Origin of the sequence: Gracilimonas sp. BCB1, assembly GCF_040117685.2 — a bacterium.
In the GTDB taxonomy this organism is placed as follows: Bacteria; Bacteroidota; Rhodothermia; order Balneolales; family Balneolaceae; genus Gracilimonas.
In genome coordinates, this window is sequence record NZ_JBEDYP020000008.1 from 227,887 (window position 1) to 248,759 (window position 20,873).

General features: G+C 43.2%; 17 protein-coding genes. 15 read left to right on the plus strand and 2 right to left on the minus strand.

Features of this window, described 5'->3' with window-relative positions; all coding sequences use genetic code 11:
* Positions 1 to 2 precede the first annotated feature (2 nt).
* Positions 3 to 1,262 (minus strand): N-acetylmuramoyl-L-alanine amidase family protein, encoded by a 1,260-nt coding sequence (locus ABFW99_RS04050; protein ID WP_349354661.1) that lies wholly within the window; start codon positions 1,260 to 1,262, stop codon positions 3 to 5.
* 213 nt (positions 1,263 to 1,475) lie between these two features.
* Here ABFW99_RS04050 and ABFW99_RS04055 point away from each other — a divergent pair, with 213 nt between their 5' ends.
* Both ABFW99_RS04055 and ABFW99_RS04060 read left to right on the plus strand, forming a co-directional pair.
* Positions 1,476 to 4,502, plus strand: a complete 3,027-nt coding sequence (locus ABFW99_RS04055) for an AAA family ATPase (protein ID WP_349354662.1) — start codon at positions 1,476 to 1,478, stop codon at positions 4,500 to 4,502.
* A 3-nt stretch (positions 4,503 to 4,505) separates the two neighbouring features.
* Positions 4,506 to 5,567, plus strand: coding sequence for a mechanosensitive ion channel family protein (locus tag ABFW99_RS04060; RefSeq protein ID WP_349354663.1), 1,062 nt, complete (start codon positions 4,506 to 4,508; stop codon positions 5,565 to 5,567).
* A 161-nt stretch (positions 5,568 to 5,728) separates the two neighbouring features.
* On the opposite strand, the gene ABFW99_RS04065 is transcribed toward ABFW99_RS04060, so the two are convergent.
* Positions 5,729 to 6,133 (minus strand): hypothetical protein, encoded by a 405-nt coding sequence (locus tag ABFW99_RS04065; RefSeq protein ID WP_349354664.1) that lies wholly within the window; start codon positions 6,131 to 6,133, stop codon positions 5,729 to 5,731.
* 43 nt (positions 6,134 to 6,176) lie between these two features.
* Between ABFW99_RS04065 and ABFW99_RS04070 the strand changes: the two genes are divergently transcribed.
* From ABFW99_RS04070 to ABFW99_RS04130, 13 genes are all read left to right on the plus strand, one after another.
* Positions 6,177 to 6,746: a thioredoxin family protein gene (locus ABFW99_RS04070; protein ID WP_349354665.1), complete on the plus strand. Its 570-nt coding sequence runs from the start codon at positions 6,177 to 6,179 to the stop codon at positions 6,744 to 6,746.
* A gap of 10 nt (positions 6,747 to 6,756) precedes the next feature.
* The gene (pdxH, locus tag ABFW99_RS04075) at positions 6,757 to 7,401 is read left to right on the plus strand and encodes a pyridoxamine 5'-phosphate oxidase (RefSeq protein WP_349354666.1); all 645 of its coding nucleotides are present in this window, start codon (positions 6,757 to 6,759) and stop codon (positions 7,399 to 7,401) included.
* A gap of 3 nt (positions 7,402 to 7,404) precedes the next feature.
* On the plus strand, positions 7,405 to 8,058 hold the full coding sequence (trmB, locus tag ABFW99_RS04080; RefSeq protein ID WP_349354667.1) for a tRNA (guanosine(46)-N7)-methyltransferase TrmB: 654 nt from the start codon (positions 7,405 to 7,407) through the stop codon (positions 8,056 to 8,058).
* A 783-nt stretch (positions 8,059 to 8,841) separates the two neighbouring features.
* The gene (locus ABFW99_RS04085) at positions 8,842 to 9,441 is read left to right on the plus strand and encodes a TetR/AcrR family transcriptional regulator (RefSeq protein ID WP_349354668.1); all 600 of its coding nucleotides are present in this window, start codon (positions 8,842 to 8,844) and stop codon (positions 9,439 to 9,441) included.
* Between the two features lie 13 nt (positions 9,442 to 9,454).
* Positions 9,455 to 11,953 (plus strand): acyl-CoA dehydrogenase, encoded by a 2,499-nt coding sequence (locus ABFW99_RS04090; RefSeq protein ID WP_349354669.1) that lies wholly within the window; start codon positions 9,455 to 9,457, stop codon positions 11,951 to 11,953.
* An 860-nt stretch (positions 11,954 to 12,813) separates the two neighbouring features.
* Positions 12,814 to 12,993 carry a hypothetical protein gene (locus ABFW99_RS04095; RefSeq protein WP_349354670.1) on the plus strand — a complete coding sequence of 60 codons (180 nt, stop codon included), beginning with the start codon at positions 12,814 to 12,816 and terminating at the stop codon, positions 12,991 to 12,993.
* Between the two features lie 50 nt (positions 12,994 to 13,043).
* Positions 13,044 to 14,258 carry a Wzz/FepE/Etk N-terminal domain-containing protein gene (locus ABFW99_RS04100; RefSeq protein WP_349354671.1) on the plus strand — a complete coding sequence of 405 codons (1,215 nt, stop codon included), beginning with the start codon at positions 13,044 to 13,046 and terminating at the stop codon, positions 14,256 to 14,258.
* Positions 14,259 to 15,007: 749 nt separating this feature from the next.
* Entirely contained in the window at positions 15,008 to 15,532 is a 525-nt protein-coding gene (locus ABFW99_RS04105) for a winged helix-turn-helix domain-containing protein (protein ID WP_349354672.1), read from the plus strand.
* Positions 15,533 to 15,541: 9 nt separating this feature from the next.
* Complete coding sequence (locus tag ABFW99_RS04110) at positions 15,542 to 16,516, plus strand: NAD-dependent epimerase/dehydratase family protein (RefSeq protein ID WP_349354673.1); 975 nt, start codon at positions 15,542 to 15,544, stop codon at positions 16,514 to 16,516.
* Positions 16,513 to 18,177: a cytidylyltransferase domain-containing protein gene (locus ABFW99_RS04115; RefSeq protein WP_349354674.1), complete on the plus strand. Its 1,665-nt coding sequence runs from the start codon at positions 16,513 to 16,515 to the stop codon at positions 18,175 to 18,177. Before ABFW99_RS04110 ends, ABFW99_RS04115 begins: the two co-directional genes overlap by 4 nt.
* Complete coding sequence (locus ABFW99_RS04120) at positions 18,177 to 19,229, plus strand: N-acetylneuraminate synthase family protein (protein ID WP_349354675.1); 1,053 nt, start codon at positions 18,177 to 18,179, stop codon at positions 19,227 to 19,229. Before ABFW99_RS04115 ends, ABFW99_RS04120 begins: the two co-directional genes overlap by 1 nt.
* Entirely contained in the window at positions 19,229 to 19,762 is a 534-nt protein-coding gene (locus ABFW99_RS04125) for a polysaccharide pyruvyl transferase family protein (protein WP_440707427.1), read from the plus strand. The genes ABFW99_RS04120 and ABFW99_RS04125 overlap by 1 nt, the downstream gene beginning before the upstream one ends.
* Positions 19,763 to 19,788: 26 nt before the next feature.
* On the plus strand, positions 19,789 to 20,319 hold the full coding sequence (locus tag ABFW99_RS04130; protein WP_440707428.1) for a polysaccharide pyruvyl transferase family protein: 531 nt from the start codon (positions 19,789 to 19,791) through the stop codon (positions 20,317 to 20,319).
* Positions 20,320 to 20,873 lie beyond the last annotated feature (554 nt).

Genomic DNA, 20,873 nt, shown 5'->3' on the forward strand with positions numbered 1-20,873 from the left:
GCTTATTTTTGATTTGAAGATGAAGAAGTAGTGTTGTACGCCTGCTTTTGATCGTACTCCACTTTGTAATCCCGGATGGCGCGAAACATTGCTGAAGCCATGATGCTTTGGCCATAGTCGCTGGTGAGGAATCGTTGTTCGGCCGGATTGGTAATAAATCCTAATTCAACCAAAACTGCCGGCATGGACGCCTCAAAAAGAACCTGGAAACCAGCTTGTTTTACACCACGTGATTTTCGTTGAGCACGATTTTTAAACTGATCTTCAATCATATAAGCAATTTTCTCACTGGTAGCGATATAGCCGCTGTGAGCCAGCTCATAAACCAGCAGGTCTTCTTCGGTAAGTTCTTTATTCGTCTCGTTTTTGAACACACTGTTCTCCCGTTTCATCACTTCGAATGCGGCATCACTTTTGTGTAATCCAAGGAAAAACACCTCGGCTCCACGCACATATTGGTTGTGGTACGAATTACAGTGAATGGATACATATAAATCAGCCTCGGCAAGGTTGGCAAAGTGCCCGAGTTCTGCCAAGCCAAGGTAGGAGTCGTCGGTACGGGTATAAACAACCTCAACATCGGGCAGATGTTCGTTGATATAAGCACCAAGTTTTTTAGCTACGGCAAGAGTAATTTCTTTTTCCTTCACCCCTTTATATCCGATAGACCCTGGATCCCAGCCTCCGTGCCCGGGATCAATAACGATCTTATCAAACCGTAGCTTATCCTTTACATCATAATAAAACTCATGGTTGGGAGCCGTATCAACAGGTGCCACTTCCAGGGCACCTTCATCCACAATTTCTTCATACCAGTTACGGGCTAAAAACTGTTGGGAATACCTTTCCACTTCCCGCTGATCCGCAACTTCCAGATTTACCAAAATATCAGATCCGTTTTGATCCAGGTAAGCATTTGATTTGTAATAAGCTCCGTTTCCAAGGTAAATATCTACTCCGTAGCCGTATTTAAGCTTATATAGGCGCACTTCTTTCAGCTTTTCGCTTTCTTCAGGCAGTGTTAATCCGGTGGTGTCTATCTCCTCATCATATAAAACCATTTGTATGAGATCGGGAGCAGGCTGAATGATATCAAACGAATCGACCGGAGCAGTGAGGTGATACCGGACTACATATCCCATCCCATCGCTGCGAGCGGTGTTTGAAACCCGGTAGAGCTGGGTTTGGGCAAAGCTGCTGGCGAAAGAAAATACAAATATGAACAACAATGGAAGCGCTCTGTAAAAATGAGATATGCGCATATTGAAGCCGGGGTTATGATTTCGGTAAGTTACTTGCCTGATAGATGATGCTTATAATGTAAGATATTCTCTAAACCATTGAAAGAGTTCCAAAAAAAGGATAAAGTGTGAAAATTCAGTTTTAATGATACCTTCGGCTCGGACAATAGATATATTGTTTTCAAATAATAACGGCTTAGGTTTAGGCTGCACCAAGAAATCGATTTAACCTTTATGAAATCCGACGATTCCCGGGATGAAATCTTAGACAAGCTCCGAAATGACTGGCTTTCTGATGTGAAAGCTAACCTGGAGTATGTACTGGAAGCAGAAGTACAGCAGCTACAGGATTTGCTCAAGCAAACTCAGAAGGGTATCGGGGATGGTGAAATTGATAAGTCGCTGCGAAAATTTACGGAGAAGGTGGAGGCTGAAATTGAAAACACAGAGCCTGAAAGTGAAGCTGAGTCGAGGATTGAATGGCTTGAAAAGCTGAAGCCGGTTCTGTCAGAAATCAATGAGCAGGTAGATTTACCTCAGCAGGATGGGCGGTTTGCATCACATGCGGATGATTCCGGAATGATAAAGCTCGGGAAGTTTTTAAAGCGTTCCGCCAGAGGTTTTCAGCGTGGTGCAAATGCAACTGCAAACGGTATTCGAAAAGTATTCGGGAAACCGGAGAAAGACGCCCCGGTTTGGAAGCAAACAATTCCGCTGCAGTTTGTGGTTAGAATTCATCTGTTACGATTGGATATGTGGATGCGGGAGTGGTCCAACGAAATTCAAAAGCTGAAAACCGAAGTGTTAATGGAGGCAGATGCCTGGACACTTCACTCCGGTGGGTTAATCATTCATGAAGAGCCGGAAGGTGAAGAGGGGGGAAAGTCAGAGACAGAAATTCATCCACAGGCAACACCGACCAGACAGGATTTAGAAGTATTTTTTGATAAGGCAGTACAAACACTGGAAGACCTCAGGTCGGATCAAGCCCAAAAGCTTCAGGAATATATCCAGGATGTGGGAGATGAAATTGAACGCGCGATTTCTTTGACAGGCACTTTTGAGAGGCCGGTTAGTGAATATACCAAAACAAAAATAGTTCACCGGCAGAACAGTATTCAAACCCGCCGACAGAACGATGATAAAGTTTGGGCAGAGCTTCTGGATGTGCTTGTACACCGGGTGTACTTGTCTATGGATTTTATGCGGCTCCACGAAACGGTGGCAGCGCGCACGGGTGGATTCAGTGATTCCATAACTGAATTCTTTACAGATCACTTTGAGTCTCCGGCCGCTGATCTCATGGAGCAGCTTGAGGAAGCAATTTCTATTTTTGACGAATCAGAAAACCGGACGATGAAGGAAGTTCGTCAGCTTAGCAGCGAGCATCAGGACAAAATGATCGGTTTTGTAGAGCAAAAGATCATTGACCCCTTGGGAGAGTTTATCGAAGATGCTGCTTTGGGAACAAAATTTGAGCGGTTCACTTCGGCTATACCTGAGTGGACTCACGAGCTGCCGGAAAAAGCAACACTCATTGAAGAGCTGGATTTAACAAAGTTGCCTCCGGAATACGAGTTTGAGCAGGTAGACTGGCAGGTGCTGGTTGAGCGTGTGATAAGCAATCACCTGGTTAAAGAATTCATGCCTAAAGAAATTAAGGCCGAGCAGTTTCTGATGAAGGTGATGCAAAGCCTGCAGGAAATTTCTCAGATTATATATACTAATCTGGAGATTGCGGATGAGGTCAAAAAGTCGGACGAGGAAGAACCCATTCAGGTTGCCCGTGAAGGACTTGAACGAGCCAAAACCAAGCTGGAAGAACTTCAGAAAGAAGTACGGGGGAAAAGAGAATCGCTGGAAGGTAAGCTTCAGGACAAACAACACGCGGCTTTTGTAAAACTAACTAAACTGCTTGAAAAGCAGGATGTGAGTGAAGTCCGCCTGGCCGGCGCAGAATATAAAGCCAAACAGGCAGCTGTGGACTGGAAGACGAAGCTTCAGGTTTGGTGGGCCAGAATTTCGGAAAAGGGAGAGCTTTTTGGCCGGTTTATCTGGAAGAAAGTTAAAGAGTACACCGAGGCTGTACGGAAATTTCTGGGCTTTGCTGAAAAAGAAAAACTGGAAGGCGATAAAACAGACCTGGCTACTTTTTTGTCAGAGACAGATGAACAGATTGCCGGACTCCCATTTATCTACCGCCGTCTTTTTGACTTCAACAAAGAAATAGACGAACGGTTCTATATTCGCAAGCCCGAGCAATTTGACCGATTTAAAAAAGGGTATGAGCTGTGGCAGAATAATTTCCCTTCAACTTTTGCCATTGTGGGAGAAAAAGGAAGTGGAAAAAGCCTGTTTATTTCTTTACTGATGGAGGAAGTGCTCACCAAACACGATGTGATCGAAATCAATTTTGAAGACACGATCTGGACGGTAGATAAAATTACGGAGCAGATAAGTGATGCCCTGAAGCTGGATGAGCCGGAGAGTATTGAGGATTTAATTGCAGCTATAAAGCGAAAAAAGAAGCGGGTGGTGATCATTCTGGAGAATATTCAGAATTGTTATATCCGGAATATTTCGGGTTTTGAGGCTATGGAGCAGCTGCTGTTGTTGATTTCTGAAACCAATAAGGAAATTATGTGGGTTGCCAGTGCCACGAGGTACGGGTGGTTGTTTTTGGATAAGGTGCTGAACATCGCTGATTATTTTACACACGCAGTGGAAACAGATAACCTGAATGACCAGCAGATTGAGGCGTTAATTTTAAAAAGACACCGGGCAAGTGGATATCAGCTTAAATTTATACCGGATGATTCTACAAAGAAGAGCCGAAATTTTCGCAAGCTGATGGATGATGAAGAAAAGACACAGAAGTATTTACAAGACCGGTACTTTGAAAAACTGGCAAAATTGAGCGAGGGAAATTCTTCCATTGCTATGATATTCTGGATTCGGTCGATCAGGGAATATGATGACACACACTTTTATATCAATCCCTTTGATTTCACGGCCATCAATCGAATTGACGAACTCGACAGTACCGAATTGTTTGCCCTGGCGGCCTTTGTGTTGCACGACTCACTAATGCCGGAACACCTGGCAAAAGTGCTGAATCAGCCACTGAGAGACAGTAAGCTATTGGTATCCCGATTGACATCGCGCTCCATCTTATTTAAGACCGAGCATGGATATATGCTGAATCACCTGATCTACAGGCAGGTGGTTCGGGTTTTAAAAGAAGCTAATTTCATACATTAAACTATGGCACAGTATAAATACATTTGGATGCTTTTGGTTCTGTTGCTTCTGAATAGTGGCTTAGGGAGTTCCTTGTTTGCCCAAACCACCTCTCAATCGGATACAATTTCGGTTCAAGCTCAGGATACAACACTGATTCAACGGATAGACTCTCTCATAAACCAACGAATGACCCGTCTCGATTCGGTTATAATGAAGTTAGAGCAGCAAGCGGGGATTTCCCAAGATACAGCTCAGGTGTCGGGAGATGCTGAGCAGGCACTGGCTCAGCTTGAGCAGGTAATATCATGGCCGAAGGTGATCATGATCATTCTGTTTTTTATCGTCACGTATTATGTGACCTCCTTCATCAGTACCATTTTGGGGAATTTCTCCGAACGTATTTCAAAATACAGGCTTCGCATAAAGCGGATGGTTCCCATCGTTAGGGTGGTATTATGGACCCTGGCAATATATGTGGCCATTGCGGGAATCATACAGCCACCGTATGCAACCATCATCACCGTGATGGCTTCGGTGGGTATCGCAGTCGGACTGGCTTCACAGGATGTGCTCAAAAACTTATTTGGGGGGGTGATGCTGATTCTGGACCGGCCATTTCAGGTGGGTGATAAGATTCAGTTTGCGGATCATTACGGGGAAGTACAGCAAATCGGGCTTCGCTCAAGCCGAATAGTCACACCCGGAGATTCCGTGGTTACCATCCCAAATGGAGAGCTGATTCGTACCGCCGTTTCTAATGCCAATACCGGCGCCCTCGATTGTTTGGTAGTGACGAACATTTATCTGCCGGCTGAGTGTCCGGTGGAGGAAGTGAAGGAAGTGGCTTATAAAGCTGTGATCGCCTCTCGTTTTGTGTTTATGAAAAAGCCCATCAGCATAATGACGGAGAATGAGATGCATGAACGCCGTTTTGTGTTAAAGCTCAAGGTGAAGGCGTATGTACTGGACATCCGCTATGAATTTCCATTCCAGAGTGATGTGACGGAGCTCATTCTTACCGAATTGAAAAAACGGGGCATTATCCGGGATGAAACACTCCACCAGGAGATGATTGGGGATTGATGGTAGCGTAAGCCTGTATAATCAATATAGATTATAGTACAAGTTAAGTGTGTATAAAAAAATCATCCTGAGCATACCTGCGAAGGATCTTCAAGAGTTTGAGTTGGCGAATGAGTTGGTATTGCCTTGTGAAGATTCTTCGGGAGTGCCCTCAGAATGACTTAATCGCTAGGTGTCAATTTTGCTATGCCTTGCTCAGAATCATAGCTAATTTGGATGTCCGTATCATTATCCTCATCAAACACTTTGATGGAGATTTCCTGATTGAATTCAATCTCATCGATTTCGTGAGGCTTAATCATCAGCGGTTCCAGAAACTCGGAATCCAGTCCGCGCATGGTCTTGAGTTCTTCATTCAGAAAATCCATGTACTCGAGTTTCAAATTTCCTTCACGAATGTAGGTTATAATCAGCGAGTAGGCGACCTGCCCTGCGTAAGAGAAGCGTTGCTGTAATTGCGAATTAAGCTTACGGACATCTTGTTGTCGAGTATAGAAGTAAAACTTCAATGCTTTTTCGAACAAAATTTTGTCTCGATCATTCAATATCTTTGTAATGGATTTCATGCACTGAAGTTAAAACCATTAATCGACAAAAGTCAGGAGCATTATGTCAGCAACACCATCAACCATGCTGGAAATAGGAACCGAAGCACCGGATTTCACCCTCCCAAGCGTGAACGGCGGTAACCTGTCGCTGAGCTATGCCGATCAAAGCAAAGGTTTTGTGGTGATGTTCATTTGCAACCACTGCCCGTACGTACTTCATATTGAGGATGAACTGGTGAATGTAGCGAATGAATATATAGCACGTGGAATTGGATTCATTGCGATCAGTTCCAATGATGTGGAAAAATATCCGCAGGACAGCCCCGGAAAAATGGCTGAAAAGGATTACCCATTCCCTTACTTCTATGATGAAACTCAGGAAGTAGCCAAAGATTACAAAGCAGCCTGTACGCCGGATTTCTTTGTATATGATGAAAATCGTAAGCTGGTTTACAGGGGGCAATTTGATGACAGCCGTCCTTCCAAAGAGACACCGGTTACAGGCAAAGATCTTCGAAATGCTTTGGATACCTTGTTATCCGGTGAGCAAGTCCCCGAAGACCAACAAGTACCCAGTATGGGATGCAATATTAAATGGAAACCCGGTAACGCCCCGGATTATTTTGGATGATAAATAAGAAATGAAAAACAAAGAATTGCAGAAGCTGCGTGAAGACTATTCGAAGCATTCATTGGATGAGTCGGATGTACATAAAAATCCATTCAAACAATTTGAGCGATGGATGGAAGAAGCGGTAGAAGCGGAGGTACCTGAGCCAAACGCTATGACGCTGGCCACCGTAGATGCTAATCAAAAACCACACACACGCATTGTGTTGTTGAAGGGATTGGAAGACGACAGCTTCGTCTTCTACACCAACTATGCCAGCGATAAAGGCAAAGAGCTGGAGCAAAACCCAAATGCTTCCTTGTGTTTTTTATGGTTACAGCTGGAGCGACAGGTGCGTATCGACGGCAAGGTTGAAAAAATATCCAAAGAAGAAAGCGAGGCCTATTTCAGGCAGCGACCGTATAAAAGTCAGCTCGGTGCATTGGCTTCCAATCAAAGTGCAGAAGTTCCCAATCGGGAGTTTCTGGAAAAGAAGTTTGCTGAGCTGGAAGAAAAGTACCCGGAAGGAAAGGTCCCGATGCCGGAAACATGGGGTGGTTATCGGTTAAAGCCGGAGGCCATCGAATTCTGGCAGGGGAGGAGAAGCCGGCTTCATGATCGTATTAAGTATGAGCAGGTTGGCAGAAAATGGGAAATAAAAAGACTTTCGCCATAAAAGATGCCTAAGATCAAACAAGAACGAATGGATGAGCTGCCCAAGCTCAAAAATACGCTCGTTTACACCGAATTTGATGAACATAATCCTGCTCCAAAAGGAAAATGGAATTCCGAAGTTTTTGAAAATGATCAACCTATCATTTTAGAACTGGCTTGTGGAAAAGGAGAGTATTCCATCGGCCTGAGCCAACTTCACCCCGATAAAAATTTTGTGGGCCTGGATATCAAAGGGAATCGGATGTGGGTGGGAGCTACCGAAGCTTTGGAAAAGAACCTGGATAACGTCCGGTTTTTAAGATGCTATATCGATCACCTCGATCAGTTTTTTGGGGAGAATGAGGTGGATGAGGCCTGGATCGTGTTTTCTGATCCTTATATCAAAAAAGAGCGAAAGCGGCTTACGGCTCCCAAATTTCTGGAATTATACCGTAAGGTGATGAAGCCCGGCGCAGTCATCAACCTTAAAACAGACAGCGATGTTCTGTATGAATACACCAAAGAAATCATTGACCAAGAGGGACTGGAACTGCTTGATGATGAGCCTGATGTCCACAAAAACCGCCCGGAGGATCCTGAGCTTTCGATCATTACCTATTATGAGAGCATGCATCTGGAGAAAGGAAAGACCATTAAGTATTTGAAGTTTAGGGTGTGAAGAAGCTGTCCGCTTTCAGGAGACAGCTGTCAGTTTTGGACTAGTATCGCCGCTCTTCTACGAAACTATGAGTTGGGGCTCTGCCTTACATTGAGGGGTTAAATGGCGAATAGGCTGAGTTAGTCGCACTTGCCCCTTTCTTCCGACCTCTTTCTGTCTTTCTCCTTCGCAAGGAGAAAGGACTCTTTGGTGAAGTTCTTGCTGGTTTATGTTAAATGGATTGTAGGAGTATTTGAGTTTTGAACCTTGATTACCGGGATTATAAGAATTGGAAAGAGGTTGATCATAGAATGATGGAAATCCCGAAACCATAGCACTAATTGCGACGCTCTACTGCGCAATGATTAGTTGAGTGTCTGCTTAAAATTGTGGGGTTAAATGGTGACTAGGCTGAGTTAGTCGCACTTGCCCCTTTCTTCCGACCTCTTTCTGTCTTTCTCCTTCGCAAGGAGAAAGGACTCTTTGATAGCATTCTTACAATATTTAAAAAATCGAGTCATCCAGAGGCACCGAAGGATCTTTGCCAGAAAATGTTTAGGATTTTTTATTCCCAAATTGCTGCTTTAAGTAACAATTATTGATTTGCGAGCTATTCTGTCTTCAAACCGAATCATCACGGGCTTAGACCTGCGATCTTTTATAAGGGCGCCCAAAAATCATCTGGGAGATCCCGGATCTGCGCCAGGCTTCGTGCGGGATGACAGTCATTAAAACATCCCATCTTGATTTTCGCTGTGGATTGATTACATTACAGAAGTTAACACCGTTAACCTAAGCGAGCGAATGAGCGAAGAAGTACCTTTACGAGATCAGATTTTAGAGATAAGCAGGCACTTGTTATATGAAGAAGGATATAAGTCACTGTCGATGCGGAAAATTGCCAAACAGGCGGATGTATCTGCAACCAGTATCTACCTCTATTTCGAGAACAAAGATCATCTGCTGCATACACTGATTGAGGAGTCGGTGGAGGATTTAAGCCGGTTCATTGAGAAAAGAGCGTTACCAAAAACGGATAGCATTGAGCGGTTTAAAGCCATCACAAAAAGTTATGTGGAGTTTGGGCTTCAGCAACCGGAGAAGTACGAGATCATTTATAAAGTCCGGTCTGATTCAATGGCGCGTTATCCAAAAGAGAAATTCCGAAAAGCCCGTAGAGCTTACGAGCTGTTGGTGAAAACCATAGAGGAAAGTGTAAGACAGGGACTGATGGAAGTAGATAAGCCGGTGGTGGCCGCCTATTCGATATGGGCACAATTACACGGCGTGGTTTCGGTTGTCCTCAACAAGAGGCTGGACAGCAGAATCAATCAGGAACAATTTATTGAGGAATCCATTGAGCATGTGGTGCAGGGATTCCTGATTCGAACAACAGTATCATAAATGAGGAACGAATATGGAAGCGTTAATGGAATTTTCAGGTTTTTTCAGTGAAATCCCGCTTTGGGCATCAATAGGGTCAGCAGTCTTGCTGATGCTTTTTTTGGGTTACACCGGAGCCCCGCTTTGGCTGTGGGCAGTTGCCGGTTATGCTGGTTTGGTTGGGTTGGATGCCCCGATGTGGCTGTACATCACCTATACTGTTTTGGTACTAGTCTTCAACATCAAACCCATTCGACGGGTAGTGTTGAGTGGTCCGATTATGAAACTGCTGGATGCGTTGAAATTCCTGCCCAAGATATCCGAAACCGAACAAACCGCTATCGAAGCAGGGAATGTGTGGGTGGAAGGAGAGTTGTTCTCCGGGAAGCCTGATTTCAAACGTATTCTTGATGAAGATTATCCCGACCTGACCAAGGAAGAGCAGGCGTTTATGGATGGACCGGTAGAGAAGCTGTGTGAGATGGTAACCGACTGGGATGTGATGGTTCGAAAAGGATTTACCGATGAAGTATGGGAATTCATGCGAAAAGAGAAATTCTTTGGGTTGATTGTCCCTAAAAAGTATGGCGGACTAGAATTCTCTGCTACAGCTCACAGCGCGATTGTGGCCAAACTGGCCTCCCGCTGCGGACCGTTGGCAACCACGGTGATGGTTCCTAATTCCTTAGGTCCGGCCGAATTGCTTCTTCATTATGGAACTGAAGAACAAAAAGATCATTACCTGCCCAAGCTTGCATCAGGAGAAGAGATGCCTTGCTTTGGTCTTACAGAAGCAAATGCAGGTTCGGACGCCGGAAGTATGCGCTCGGAAGGTGTGGTCTTCAAAGGGGAAGACGGTAAGCTGTACCTGCGGATGAATTTTGAGAAACGTTATATCACTCTGGCTGCTATTTCTACAGTGATTGGACTGGCCTTCAACCTGAAAGACCCGGACCATCTGATCGGGGAGCAAGAAAACCGGGGCATCACCTGTGCTCTTATTCCCTCTGACACCGAAGGCGTTGTATTGGGTCGCCGACATGATCCGTTAGGCATTCCGTTTTACAACTGCCCGATTAACGGTAAAGATGTGGTGGTACCTCTGGAGGATGCCATCATTGGCGGAAAAGAAGGAGCCGGAAACGGCTGGCGCATGCTGATGGAATCGCTGGCAGTTGGACGGGGAATCTCCCTTCCGGCTCAAAGTGTGGGCGGAGCCAAAGTAGCAACAAGAGCGATCGGAGCCTATACCGCCATTCGTAAGCAATTTGGTTTAAACATCGGGAAGTTCGAAGGTATTGAAGAGCCGATGGCACGTATCGGAGGCTATACCTACCTGATGGAAGGCGCCCGGAGATATACAACTGGCGGACTGGACAGCGGACAAAAACCGGCTGTAGTCACTGCCATTGCCAAATATAACTTTACCGAGCTTGGTAGAGAGATTGTCAACGACTCAATGGATATTGTGGGAGGAGCCGGAATATCCCGCGGACCCCGAAACATCTTTGCCAGTAGCTACACGGCCATGCCGATAGCCATTACAGTAGAGGGGGCCAACATCCTTACTCGTACCTTAATGATTTTTGGTCAGGGTGCCATTCGATGCCATCCCTATGCTTATAATGAAATCGATGCACTGATGAACAAAGACGTGAAGGCCTTTGATGATAACTTCTGGAAGCATATCGGTCATGTGGCTCGGAATAAATCACGGGCCTTTATGCTGAGTATCACCCGCGGCCGACTGGCAAGTTCACCGGTAAGCGGACCGGCTGCCAAGTACTTCCGCAAGCTGGCATGGACCTCCGCTTCCTTTGCCTTCTTCGCTGATATCGCGCTGGGATCTTATGGCGGAGCCTTGAAGATGAAAGAGAAAATTGCCGGCCGCTACGCGGATATTCTGAGCTACATGTATCTTGCTTCCGGCGCCCTCAAACGCTTTGAAGCTGAAGGAAGAAGAGAAGCCGATCGGCCGTATTTCGAATGGGCGATGGAATACAGCTTCTGGAAAATACAGCAGGCTTTTGAAGGTATCCTTCGGGAAATTAAAGTACCTGGACTCAGCTGGGTATTTCGCCTGGCCGGAGTATGGGGACGATTAAATCCTATAGGTACCTATCCTTCTGACGAACTCGGACATAAAGTGGCTCAGGCCATGCAGAAAAGGGGTGAAGACCGCGATCATATAACAGATGGAATATTTCTTCCTAAAGATGAAGAATCCGCCATTGGTCGATATGAGCATACCATGGAATTGGTGGAACAGGCATGGCCAAGCTTCAAGAAACTGTATAAAGCCATCAAAGCAAAAGAGCTTCCCAAAGAACCCTATCTCGAAATTGCCGATTTAGCCGTTGAGAAGGGAGTCCTGACAAAAGAAGAAGGCGAACTGGTCAAGAAAACCGAACAGGCCCGGAATGATGCCATTCAGGTGGATGAGTTTATGCTGGATGAGTATATGAATGAAACGCCGACCAAGCCGTTTGGTGATGGGAAGAAGCCGGAAAAAGCTCCCGAGGCGATGGTTTGACTGATAGCTATCAGCTGACAGTGAACCCAATCCCTGTCCCTTGCCCTCCGGCACATCGTTAAGAATATCGAGGCCATAGAACCGCCGCAGGGTAAGGGGACGCGTTGGTGAGTTGGTAAGTGGGTTATTCTTCATGGTTTTAAAAAACTATTCGCTGCAATAGCGCAAGTGTCCACTTGTGCGGTGGTAGCTTAGACTATGTTGCTCGTTTTAGGAAACCCAATTTTTGAGCTCTGATGCACAATGATATTTTAGTTGAATAAAGGTTAGATCCCTTAGCTTTCGACCTCTTTCTGTCTTTCTCCTTCGCAAGGAGAAAGGACTCTTTAGTAGCATTCTGAACTTTTTAAGTACTGGGTCATCCTGAGCGCAGGATCACTTAATTAAGCTTGGGATAATAGGCGCGAAGGATCTCAACCGGGAAATGATTGGGATATGAGATCTTCTAACTAAGCTTGGTCCAGCAAAGATCGATTTGTGATGGACCAAGCGACCGATTTGCGAACTATACTGCTCTTATCACCCCGTCATCGCGGGCATGGACCCGCGATCTCCTTTATCAATATCCCAAGTTAGGCCAGGAGGTCCCACATCTCCGCTCCGCTTCGTGCGGGATGACAGGCAAAAAACCAGCTCGATAAGATCCTTCACTCCGCACGCGCTTCGTTCAGGATGACAGGTCTAATTAACATCCCTTATGTCGCAAAGCGGCAATCCCTGACGGCATAAGACCCTCGGCTCCACGAAAAGCTTGGTTTGCGCTAACCGGCAACATTAATCTATCTACTCTCAACTTTTGATGCTGACTTGGTTGCCCTGTCAAGCAAAACCCTATCCCTGTCCCTTTCCCTAACGTTCGCTTGCTTTACGCCGCTCACGCCAGGGCAAGGGAACGCCTTTGGGAGTTGGGAGGCGGAATTCGGATTGGAATGCGCATGACCGAAGGACGGAGCGAACGATTTACGATGTTTACTTTGATTAAAACCCACAACCCGAAACCCATTCACCCGAATCCTGCAACCCTGCAAATACCTCTTTAAATAGAAGGCCAAACTTCGTATCATCATTGCTTAACAAAATTTGGTAGAAAGTGAGCGAAGAGAACAATTCAAATCAAGAACATGGGGACGACAAGCCGGGTAAGAAAAAAAGCCCGGAAAACTTTCCCATTCAGGAATACCGATTAGTCCCGGCCGACCATGCCTATGAAGGCTATGAAGAAGATGAAATTGACCTGATCGAACTGGCCAAAACCATTTGGGATAACCGGAAAGTTATTTATCGTTTTGTAGCGGTTGGTGTGGTGCTTGGTGTGGCTGTGGCTTTGCTTAGCCCTAAGGAATATGTCAGTGATGCCACACTGATGCCGGAATACAGCACCGAAAGTCAGGGAGGAGCATCCAGTTTACTAAGACAATATGGTGGACTGATTGGATTGAGCGGAGGAGGAACCTACAACTCTGCCAGTAATGCCATTCGGGTAGACCTTTATCCCAAGATCGTACAAAGCCTGAGTTTCCAGGATCAGCTGGCCCGGCAACAGTTTTACTTTCCGGATTATGATACAACAACTTCTATTTACAATTATTACTTAGAAGTACAGACACCCGGGGTCTTGGGCTATATGAAAATGTTCACTGTTGGTCTTCCCGGAACCATAATTGGTGCATTTAAAAGTGAAGAAGAGGCTGTTAGTGCGGGAATCAGTAACCAGGATGAAATAGTTGAGCTGACTAAAAATGAAATGGAAGTAATTACTGCTCTTAGATCAAGAGTTTCTGCAAGTCTGGATGAAGAATCGGGAGTGGTTACCGTTCGGGCTCAAATGTCCAATCCGAAATTAGCGGCAAGTGTAGCTAAATATACTATTGACGAACTGACGGAATACCTGGTGGAGTACCGCACCGAAAAAGTGATTCGGGATCTCGAGTTTATTGAAGAACAGCTGAATGATGCACGCGAAAGATTCAGGGAAGCTCAACTGGAACTGGCCGACTTTGACGACAGCAATCAGGGGAATTTAACAGCCAGAGCACAGACAGAGCGACAAAGACTTCAGTCAGAATACGATATTGCCTTTAACCTTTACAATTCACTAACCCAGCAATTCGAAGAAGCCAAACTAAAAGTACAGGAAGAGACTCCTGTTTTTAAAGTGCTGCAACCGGTGCAGGTACCGGTTAATGATGAAACCAGCGGGGCTATGGTGCTGATCGTTTTTGTAATGCTGAGTGGAATCGCTTCTATTGGATGGATATTTATTCGGCAGTTTTTGGCTTCTAATCCTTTTGGTGGGGAGTCCTGATCTCGCGATGCCGCGAAGCCCTGAACGGCTGCGCTTTTGTATCGGAAGAGAGTTTAGCTGTCAGCTGACAGGCCAGCTATCAGTAAACCCAATCCCTGTCCCTTGCCCTACGGCATATCGATAGGAATAGTGATGACTTTGGCTACCGCCGCAGGGTAAGGGAACGCCTTGAAGAAATTGGCGACGGGTAATAACCTTCTAACTTTAAAATATGCCGTCTTTGCGAGGAGAGAAGATTGCTGAATGCAAGTTTGGGTTGGATAACGACGAAGCAATCTCCGGGAATAAGGTTGGGACATCCAACAACGCCATCTGCCGATGACAGCCAAAAAAACGCAGATCAAGGAGATCCTTCACTCCGACCCGAATACTCGGGACTGCGTTCAGGATGACATGGAGCTAAGTAAAAGCCTCATATGCCGCAAAGCGGCAATGCCTTGCGGCATAAAAACCGAAGATTCACGAAAGGCCTCGTTGCCCCAGCCGGCAACATCAACCGATTAACTTTCAAATTCCCATTGATCGTGTAAAATATCCTGCGTATTATTGAGTAGTATTTTTACTCGCTATGCCGCAACGTGGTTGCGAGCGAAATTCAAAATGAAAAATTTAAAATGGGGTATCAGCTGTTACAGGGGTATCAGATCTTTGGTACCATATAGATGAAGTACTCAGCATTGATCATCATAACCACACCGACACCCATTTTTAATTTTGAATTTTAAATTCTTAATTCCCGCCAGGGCCCAATGTTAGACACTCTCATACAATCCAAAACCCGACTGAAGCTTCTGCTTCGCTTCTTCCTGAACCCCGATAGCAGTGCGTACCTGCGCGGACTGGCGGATGAATTCGATGAAAGCACCAACTCGGTGCGGGTGGAATTAAACCGCTTTGAAGAATCCGGGCTGATTGAAGGGCACAAAGAAGGGAACAAGAAAATGTACCGCGTAAACCGAAAGTTCCCTATGTTTGACGAGCTTCAGAAAATTGCCTTTAAGCATTTTGGGATTGATCAGATCATAGAGCAGATTGTAGAGAATTTGGGGGATGTACATGCCGTCTATTTAACCGGCGATTTAGCCAGGGGTTTAGAAACCAACATAGTGGATGTAACCATGATAGGGGATGATATTGACACTCAGTATCTTGCAATGCTGGTTGAGAAAGCAGAAAAACTTATCGCACGAAGAATTCGAACCCTGGTTTATGAGCCAAATGATAAAATTGAAATAGAAGAACCGAAACTGTTGATTTTCGGGGAAGGGGTATAACTATTATTTATGAAAGAAAATAAAAAAAATATCGTTGTTACAGGTGGTGCAGGATTTATAGGCAGCCATTTGATAGATCGGTTGCTAACAGAAGGTAATACCATTACCAATATTGATAACTTCGATCCCTTCTATGATGAGACTATAAAGCGAAAGAATATAAAGGGCCATTTAGAATACGATACGTATTCCCTTCATGAAGTGGATATAAGAGACAAAGAAGCCCTTGATGAAGCTATCTCGAATACTGCAGATGTAATTGTACACTTAGCTGCCAAAGCCGGAGTGCGGCCATCTATTGCGGACCCTATTGCCTACCAGGAAGTGAATGTAGCGGGAACACAGAATATGTTGGAAGTAGCCCGTGAAAAAGACATTAAACAATTTGTGTTTGCTTCCTCCAGCTCGGTCTATGGCAAAAACCCGAATGTTCCCTGGAAAGAAGATGATGCCGTATTACAGCCCATCAGTCCTTATGCCAGCACCAAAGTAAGCGGGGAGCTGCTGGGGCATGTATATAGTCACCTTTATGATATCCGTTTTTTAGCTTTACGATTTTTTACGGTGTATGGCCCTCGTCAACGACCAGATCTCGCTATTCACAAATTTCTGAAGCTGATGAGTGAAGGGAAGGAAATTACCTTATACGGAGATGGCTCCACTCGCAGAGATTATACATACATCGATGATATTGTTGATGGTATTATTGCCTCCATTGAATACAATGATTCTATGTACGAAGTGATCAACCTTGGCAATAACCAAACAGTAGAACTTTTGGAGTTAGTTGAAGCGATTGAACAGGCTTCGGGTATAACAGCTAAGAAAACCTTTGGGCCGGAGCAACCAGGGGATGTGAAGCAGACTTGGGCGGATGTTAGTAAGGCTGATGAATTGTTAGAGTATGATTCAAGCTATTCAATTAAGAAGGGTTTGAAAGCATTTAGTGATTGGTTCAATACTAAAACCTTGATTAGCAAATGAGCGAAATAAAAGTTTGGTTTCTTATTCCTGCCCGTGCCGGTTCTAAAACAATTCCCAAGAAGAATATCAGGGAATTAGCAAGAAAACCCCTTGTCAAACATGTGGTTGAAACGATAAATGAAGTCATTGACAAGAAACAAATTATTGTCTCAACGGATGATGAAAACGTAAAAGAGATTGTCAAAGACATCGCTACTATTCATGATCGCTCAAAGGCTAATGCTGATGATGTTTCGACTTTAGATGATGTAGCTGTTGAAGTGTCTAAATTTCTGATTGATGAACATGGTGCTTCTGAAGATGATATACTGATAACCTGTCAGGCAACTTCTCCATTCATACGAAAAGAGACATTAGAGAAAGCTATTAATAAACATCAAAGCGAAGATTTGGATACGGTTTTATCTGTAAAAGATGACCGGCATCTAAGATGGACTATTAAAGAAGGTAAAGCCATTCCATTATACGATAAAAGAGTAAACCGCCAGCAAATGGAACCGGTATTTGGAGAAACCGGTGGGGTTATTTCTTCAACTTTAGGGCATATCCTTAAGCATAAGTCCAGAATAGGAAAAGACATTTCCATTATTGAGGTAGATGAAAAAGAAGGATTGGATATAGATACTTTTGCTGATTGGGCGCTAGCGGAATATTGGGCCAATAAGTTAAAAATTTGTATTAGGGTGGATGGAGCCAAGGATTTGGGTTTTGGACATCTTTACCGAAGTTTGGCTATTGCTCAAAATATTCATGCCCATGAAGTTTGCTTTATCTCACAGAATTCAAATGGCTATGAACTCGGTCTAAAATTTTTAAACAGTCATCATTATCCAATAATTGAAGTTTTTTCAAATCAAGATTTCTTAAATCGACTTTCAGAAATAAATCCTGATATCGTTATTAATGATATTCTAGATACCGACGAGAAGTACATGGAGGAGCTAAAGGATTTTGGTTGTTTTGTGGTGAACTTTGAGGATTTAGGAAAAGGGAATCGACTGGCCGATATTGTGGTAAATGATTTATACCCGGATATTTACCCCCAAGAGAATCACTGGTATGGGGTTGAACATGCCATTCTAAATCCCAATTTTGAGATGGTTGAGTCTCGAAAGGAACCGACTGATGATGTAGGTCATATTTTAGTAGCCTACGGTGGCACTGATCCGGCGAACTTAACAGAAAAGGCCATTTTAGCTTTAAAACAAATCGGTTATACTAAAAAGGTAACAATCATTTTGGGGCCTGGACATTCACATTACGAATCTGTTAAAGACCAAGCTGGAAAACTGAACGCAGAAGTTAACTTATTGCAAAACGTGAGTAACATGGCGGCTTTAATGAAAGAGGCTGATCTTGCTCTAACTTCTGCAGGGCGAACAGTAACGGAACTGATGACCATAGGTGTTCCAACCCTTACCATGTGCCAGAATAATCGTGAAATGAGGCATAATCACGCATCCAGTACCTATGGGATTGTGAACTTGGGACTGGGTTCTTCTATATCTTCCAAAGTATTGGCCGAACATATTAAGATGTTTATGGAAGATGTTTCTCTTAGAAGAGATATGTATGCTCGGATGAAGAACGCGGTCAAAAACCGTTCGAATGCAGCCATAGTTTCGAAAATTTTAGAAGTGTATAAAAACAACCAGAATTGATGAAAATTTTAGATCTATTTAATAATCCCCCAAAAAGGGAAATTGTTCGACCTTACATAATAGCCGAAGCTGGAGTAAATCACGAAGGTTCGATGGATACGGCCAAAAGACTGATTGATGAGGCCAAGGAAGGAGGTGCCGATGCTATTAAGTTTCAAACCTATAAGGCGGAAACCATTGCTTCCAAAGACAGTCCGGCATATTGGGATACCACAAAGGAACCGACCGAAAGTCAGTTCAAACTGTTCAAAAAGCATGATAAGTTTTGGAAAAAAGAATTCGTAGAGCTGAAAGAATACTGTGATAAAGCAGATATTGAATTCATGTCCACTCCCTTTGATGTGAAAGCAGCGGATTTTTTGAATGATCTAATGGATGTGTTTAAAATTTCCTCTTCCGACATTACTAACAAGCCTTTTATCGAGTATATTTGTGATTTTAAAAAACCTATTATTCTTTCTACTGGTGCAAGTTATTTGTATGAAATTGAGGAGGCTGTTGGCTGGGTCGAGAATAAAAATGTGCCGTTGGCATTATTGCATTGTGTACTAAATTATCCCACGGATGATGAAAATGCTCATTTGGGGATGATCAGGGGACTTAAAAAGAAATTTCCGGATATAATGATCGGATATTCAGATCATACAATGCCCAAAGAAATGAAAGTGTTGGAGGTTGCTACACTCCTTGGTTCAATAATTATTGAAAAACATTTTACTCACGACAAAACCTTGCCTGGTAATGATCATTACCATGCTATGGATGTAGAAGATTTAAAAAAATTCAACCGAAAGTTGGATGAAATTCTTACCATAGTTGGTGACGAAAAAGTACATGCCTTGGAAAGCGAAGGTAAATCTCGTGATAATGCTAGAAGAAGTTTGGTAGCCAAGCGAGATATTCCGAAAGGAAAAGTAATTGAGTATAAAGATCTTACCTGGAAAAGACCGGCAAGCGGGATTAGCCCAAGATTAATTGATGATGTAATTGGAAAGAAGACTGTTTCTGATATTGAGGCAGATGAAGTATTAAATTGGAATAGGATTGGATAATGGATTATTACGTATTACTAACTGGTGGTAAAAACAATGCCGGTGATTTTTTAATCAAGCATAGAGCAAAGAATTTATTAAAAACAATACGAGATGATAGGAATTTTGTTGATATAAATGCCTGGGAACCAATAGAAGGAGAGAAGTTGGATTTAGTTAATAAATCTAAGGGTTTACTTTTAACCGGTGGACCAGCATTAGTTAGTAATATTTACAATGGCACCTATAGACTAAATCAAGACTTGGACAATATTAAAGTTCCAATCATTTCATTTGGAATTGGTTGGAATTCTGAAAAAGGTAACTGGGAAGATGTAAATGATTATGGATTTTCCAGCCAAAGCCATCATTTATTGAAAAGGTTGTCTAATAATGGCTTTTACAATAGTGTTCGTGATTATCATACATATCAGGTAATGAAGGATAATGGGGTTGAAAATGTATTAATGACAGGATGTCCAGCCCTATATGAGCAAAGTTATTTTGGAAAAGGGATAGAACTTGATGATATAGGTCGATTAACTTTTCATTAGGAGTGTCGTTTGCAAAAAGTAAAAAAATGGAAACTTCGGTCAAGGAGTTGATTATTAGTTTATGTAATCAATTTGGAGAAGATTGTATTCAGGTGATGTTTCACCATTCTATAGATCCTGATTATTTAAAAACACCGAACCCAAGGGTCAAACTTTATAATAAAAACTTAGAATTTGCCAATTGGCTAAGTGAGAATAATATTACTTATAAAGATATATCTGGATCAGCAGATGACTTAATGGAAGAATACAATAAAGCAGATCTTCATATAGGATATAGAGTTCATGCACATATTTTTATGTCAAGCATATCAAAACCAAGCATCTTGATTTCTGAAGATGGTAGGGGGAAAGCATTAAAAGACGTTCTCAATGGGTTTATTCTTGATGGTTTTGTACAGAGAAAGAATGGCCTGTCTTTTAAGATATTAAACAGATTATTGGACTATGATCTATTTGAAATTGATAACCAGTTACCCAAAAAAATAATGGATAATCTCAAATTTGAAGTATCAAATGACCTGCCCCAGACTGAAAAGTGCCAGAATGTCGATTGACAATCATTTCAAAGTTATGGAGAAATACTTGAATCAGCTACCATGAGGAAATCTGTTTTAGTTATAATCGCGTCAATTTCGAGAAGAAGCGGTCGGATTTCATCTGATTAGATTTAATCGAAGCATTTAACATCCTTGGATATAAAGTAAATGTCGGAGTAGCAAAATATCCTCCATCTATATATAGGTTTTATAATAGTAATTTTTTGAAATTAGCTTTAAGTGAAAATCAAATTTTTAGACAATAGGTTAGTTAAAAATCCATTCAAGTCAAGAATTAGAAGTGTTTATTCAATATTCAATTTTCGGAAAATTTCAGAAGATGATTTCAATAAATATGATTATGTAATTGATATATCCGTGTTAAATGAAAGACTTGTTTCTAATTTTAGAAATGATGTAAATACAATTTTTGTCAAAAACCATGCTGGAATCCAGTGAAGCGGCGCACGAAACGCGAAAGCGTTTCACGATAAATGCGAAAACCTAGATGTTCAAAGCTGCACCAGTGGTTAAATACCGGCTTCGATAACTGAACGAAGTAGGTTACACAA

Bases quoted from the DNA above. Each gene is read 5' to 3' on its own strand.
- ABFW99_RS04050 (WP_349354661.1), bottom strand. From the start codon at position 1,262: ATGCGCATATCTCATTTTTACAGAGCGCTTCCATTGTTGTTCATATTT.
- ABFW99_RS04055 (WP_349354662.1), top strand. From the start codon at position 1,476: ATGAAATCCGACGATTCCCGGGATGAAATCTTAGACAAGCTCCGAAAT.
- ABFW99_RS04060 (WP_349354663.1), top strand. From the start codon at position 4,506: ATGGCACAGTATAAATACATTTGGATGCTTTTGGTTCTGTTGCTTCTG.
- ABFW99_RS04065 (WP_349354664.1), bottom strand. From the start codon at position 6,133: ATGAAATCCATTACAAAGATATTGAATGATCGAGACAAAATTTTGTTC.
- ABFW99_RS04070 (WP_349354665.1), top strand. From the start codon at position 6,177: ATGTCAGCAACACCATCAACCATGCTGGAAATAGGAACCGAAGCACCG.
- pdxH (WP_349354666.1), top strand. From the start codon at position 6,757: ATGAAAAACAAAGAATTGCAGAAGCTGCGTGAAGACTATTCGAAGCAT.
- trmB (WP_349354667.1), top strand. From the start codon at position 7,405: ATGCCTAAGATCAAACAAGAACGAATGGATGAGCTGCCCAAGCTCAAA.
- ABFW99_RS04085 (WP_349354668.1), top strand. From the start codon at position 8,842: ATGAGCGAAGAAGTACCTTTACGAGATCAGATTTTAGAGATAAGCAGG.
- ABFW99_RS04090 (WP_349354669.1), top strand. From the start codon at position 9,455: ATGGAAGCGTTAATGGAATTTTCAGGTTTTTTCAGTGAAATCCCGCTT.
- ABFW99_RS04105 (WP_349354672.1), top strand. From the start codon at position 15,008: ATGTTAGACACTCTCATACAATCCAAAACCCGACTGAAGCTTCTGCTT.
- ABFW99_RS04110 (WP_349354673.1), top strand. From the start codon at position 15,542: ATGAAAGAAAATAAAAAAAATATCGTTGTTACAGGTGGTGCAGGATTT.
- ABFW99_RS04115 (WP_349354674.1), top strand. From the start codon at position 16,513: ATGAGCGAAATAAAAGTTTGGTTTCTTATTCCTGCCCGTGCCGGTTCT.
- ABFW99_RS04120 (WP_349354675.1), top strand. From the start codon at position 18,177: ATGAAAATTTTAGATCTATTTAATAATCCCCCAAAAAGGGAAATTGTT.
- ABFW99_RS04125 (WP_440707427.1), top strand. From the start codon at position 19,229: ATGGATTATTACGTATTACTAACTGGTGGTAAAAACAATGCCGGTGAT.
- ABFW99_RS04130 (WP_440707428.1), top strand. From the start codon at position 19,789: ATGGAAACTTCGGTCAAGGAGTTGATTATTAGTTTATGTAATCAATTT.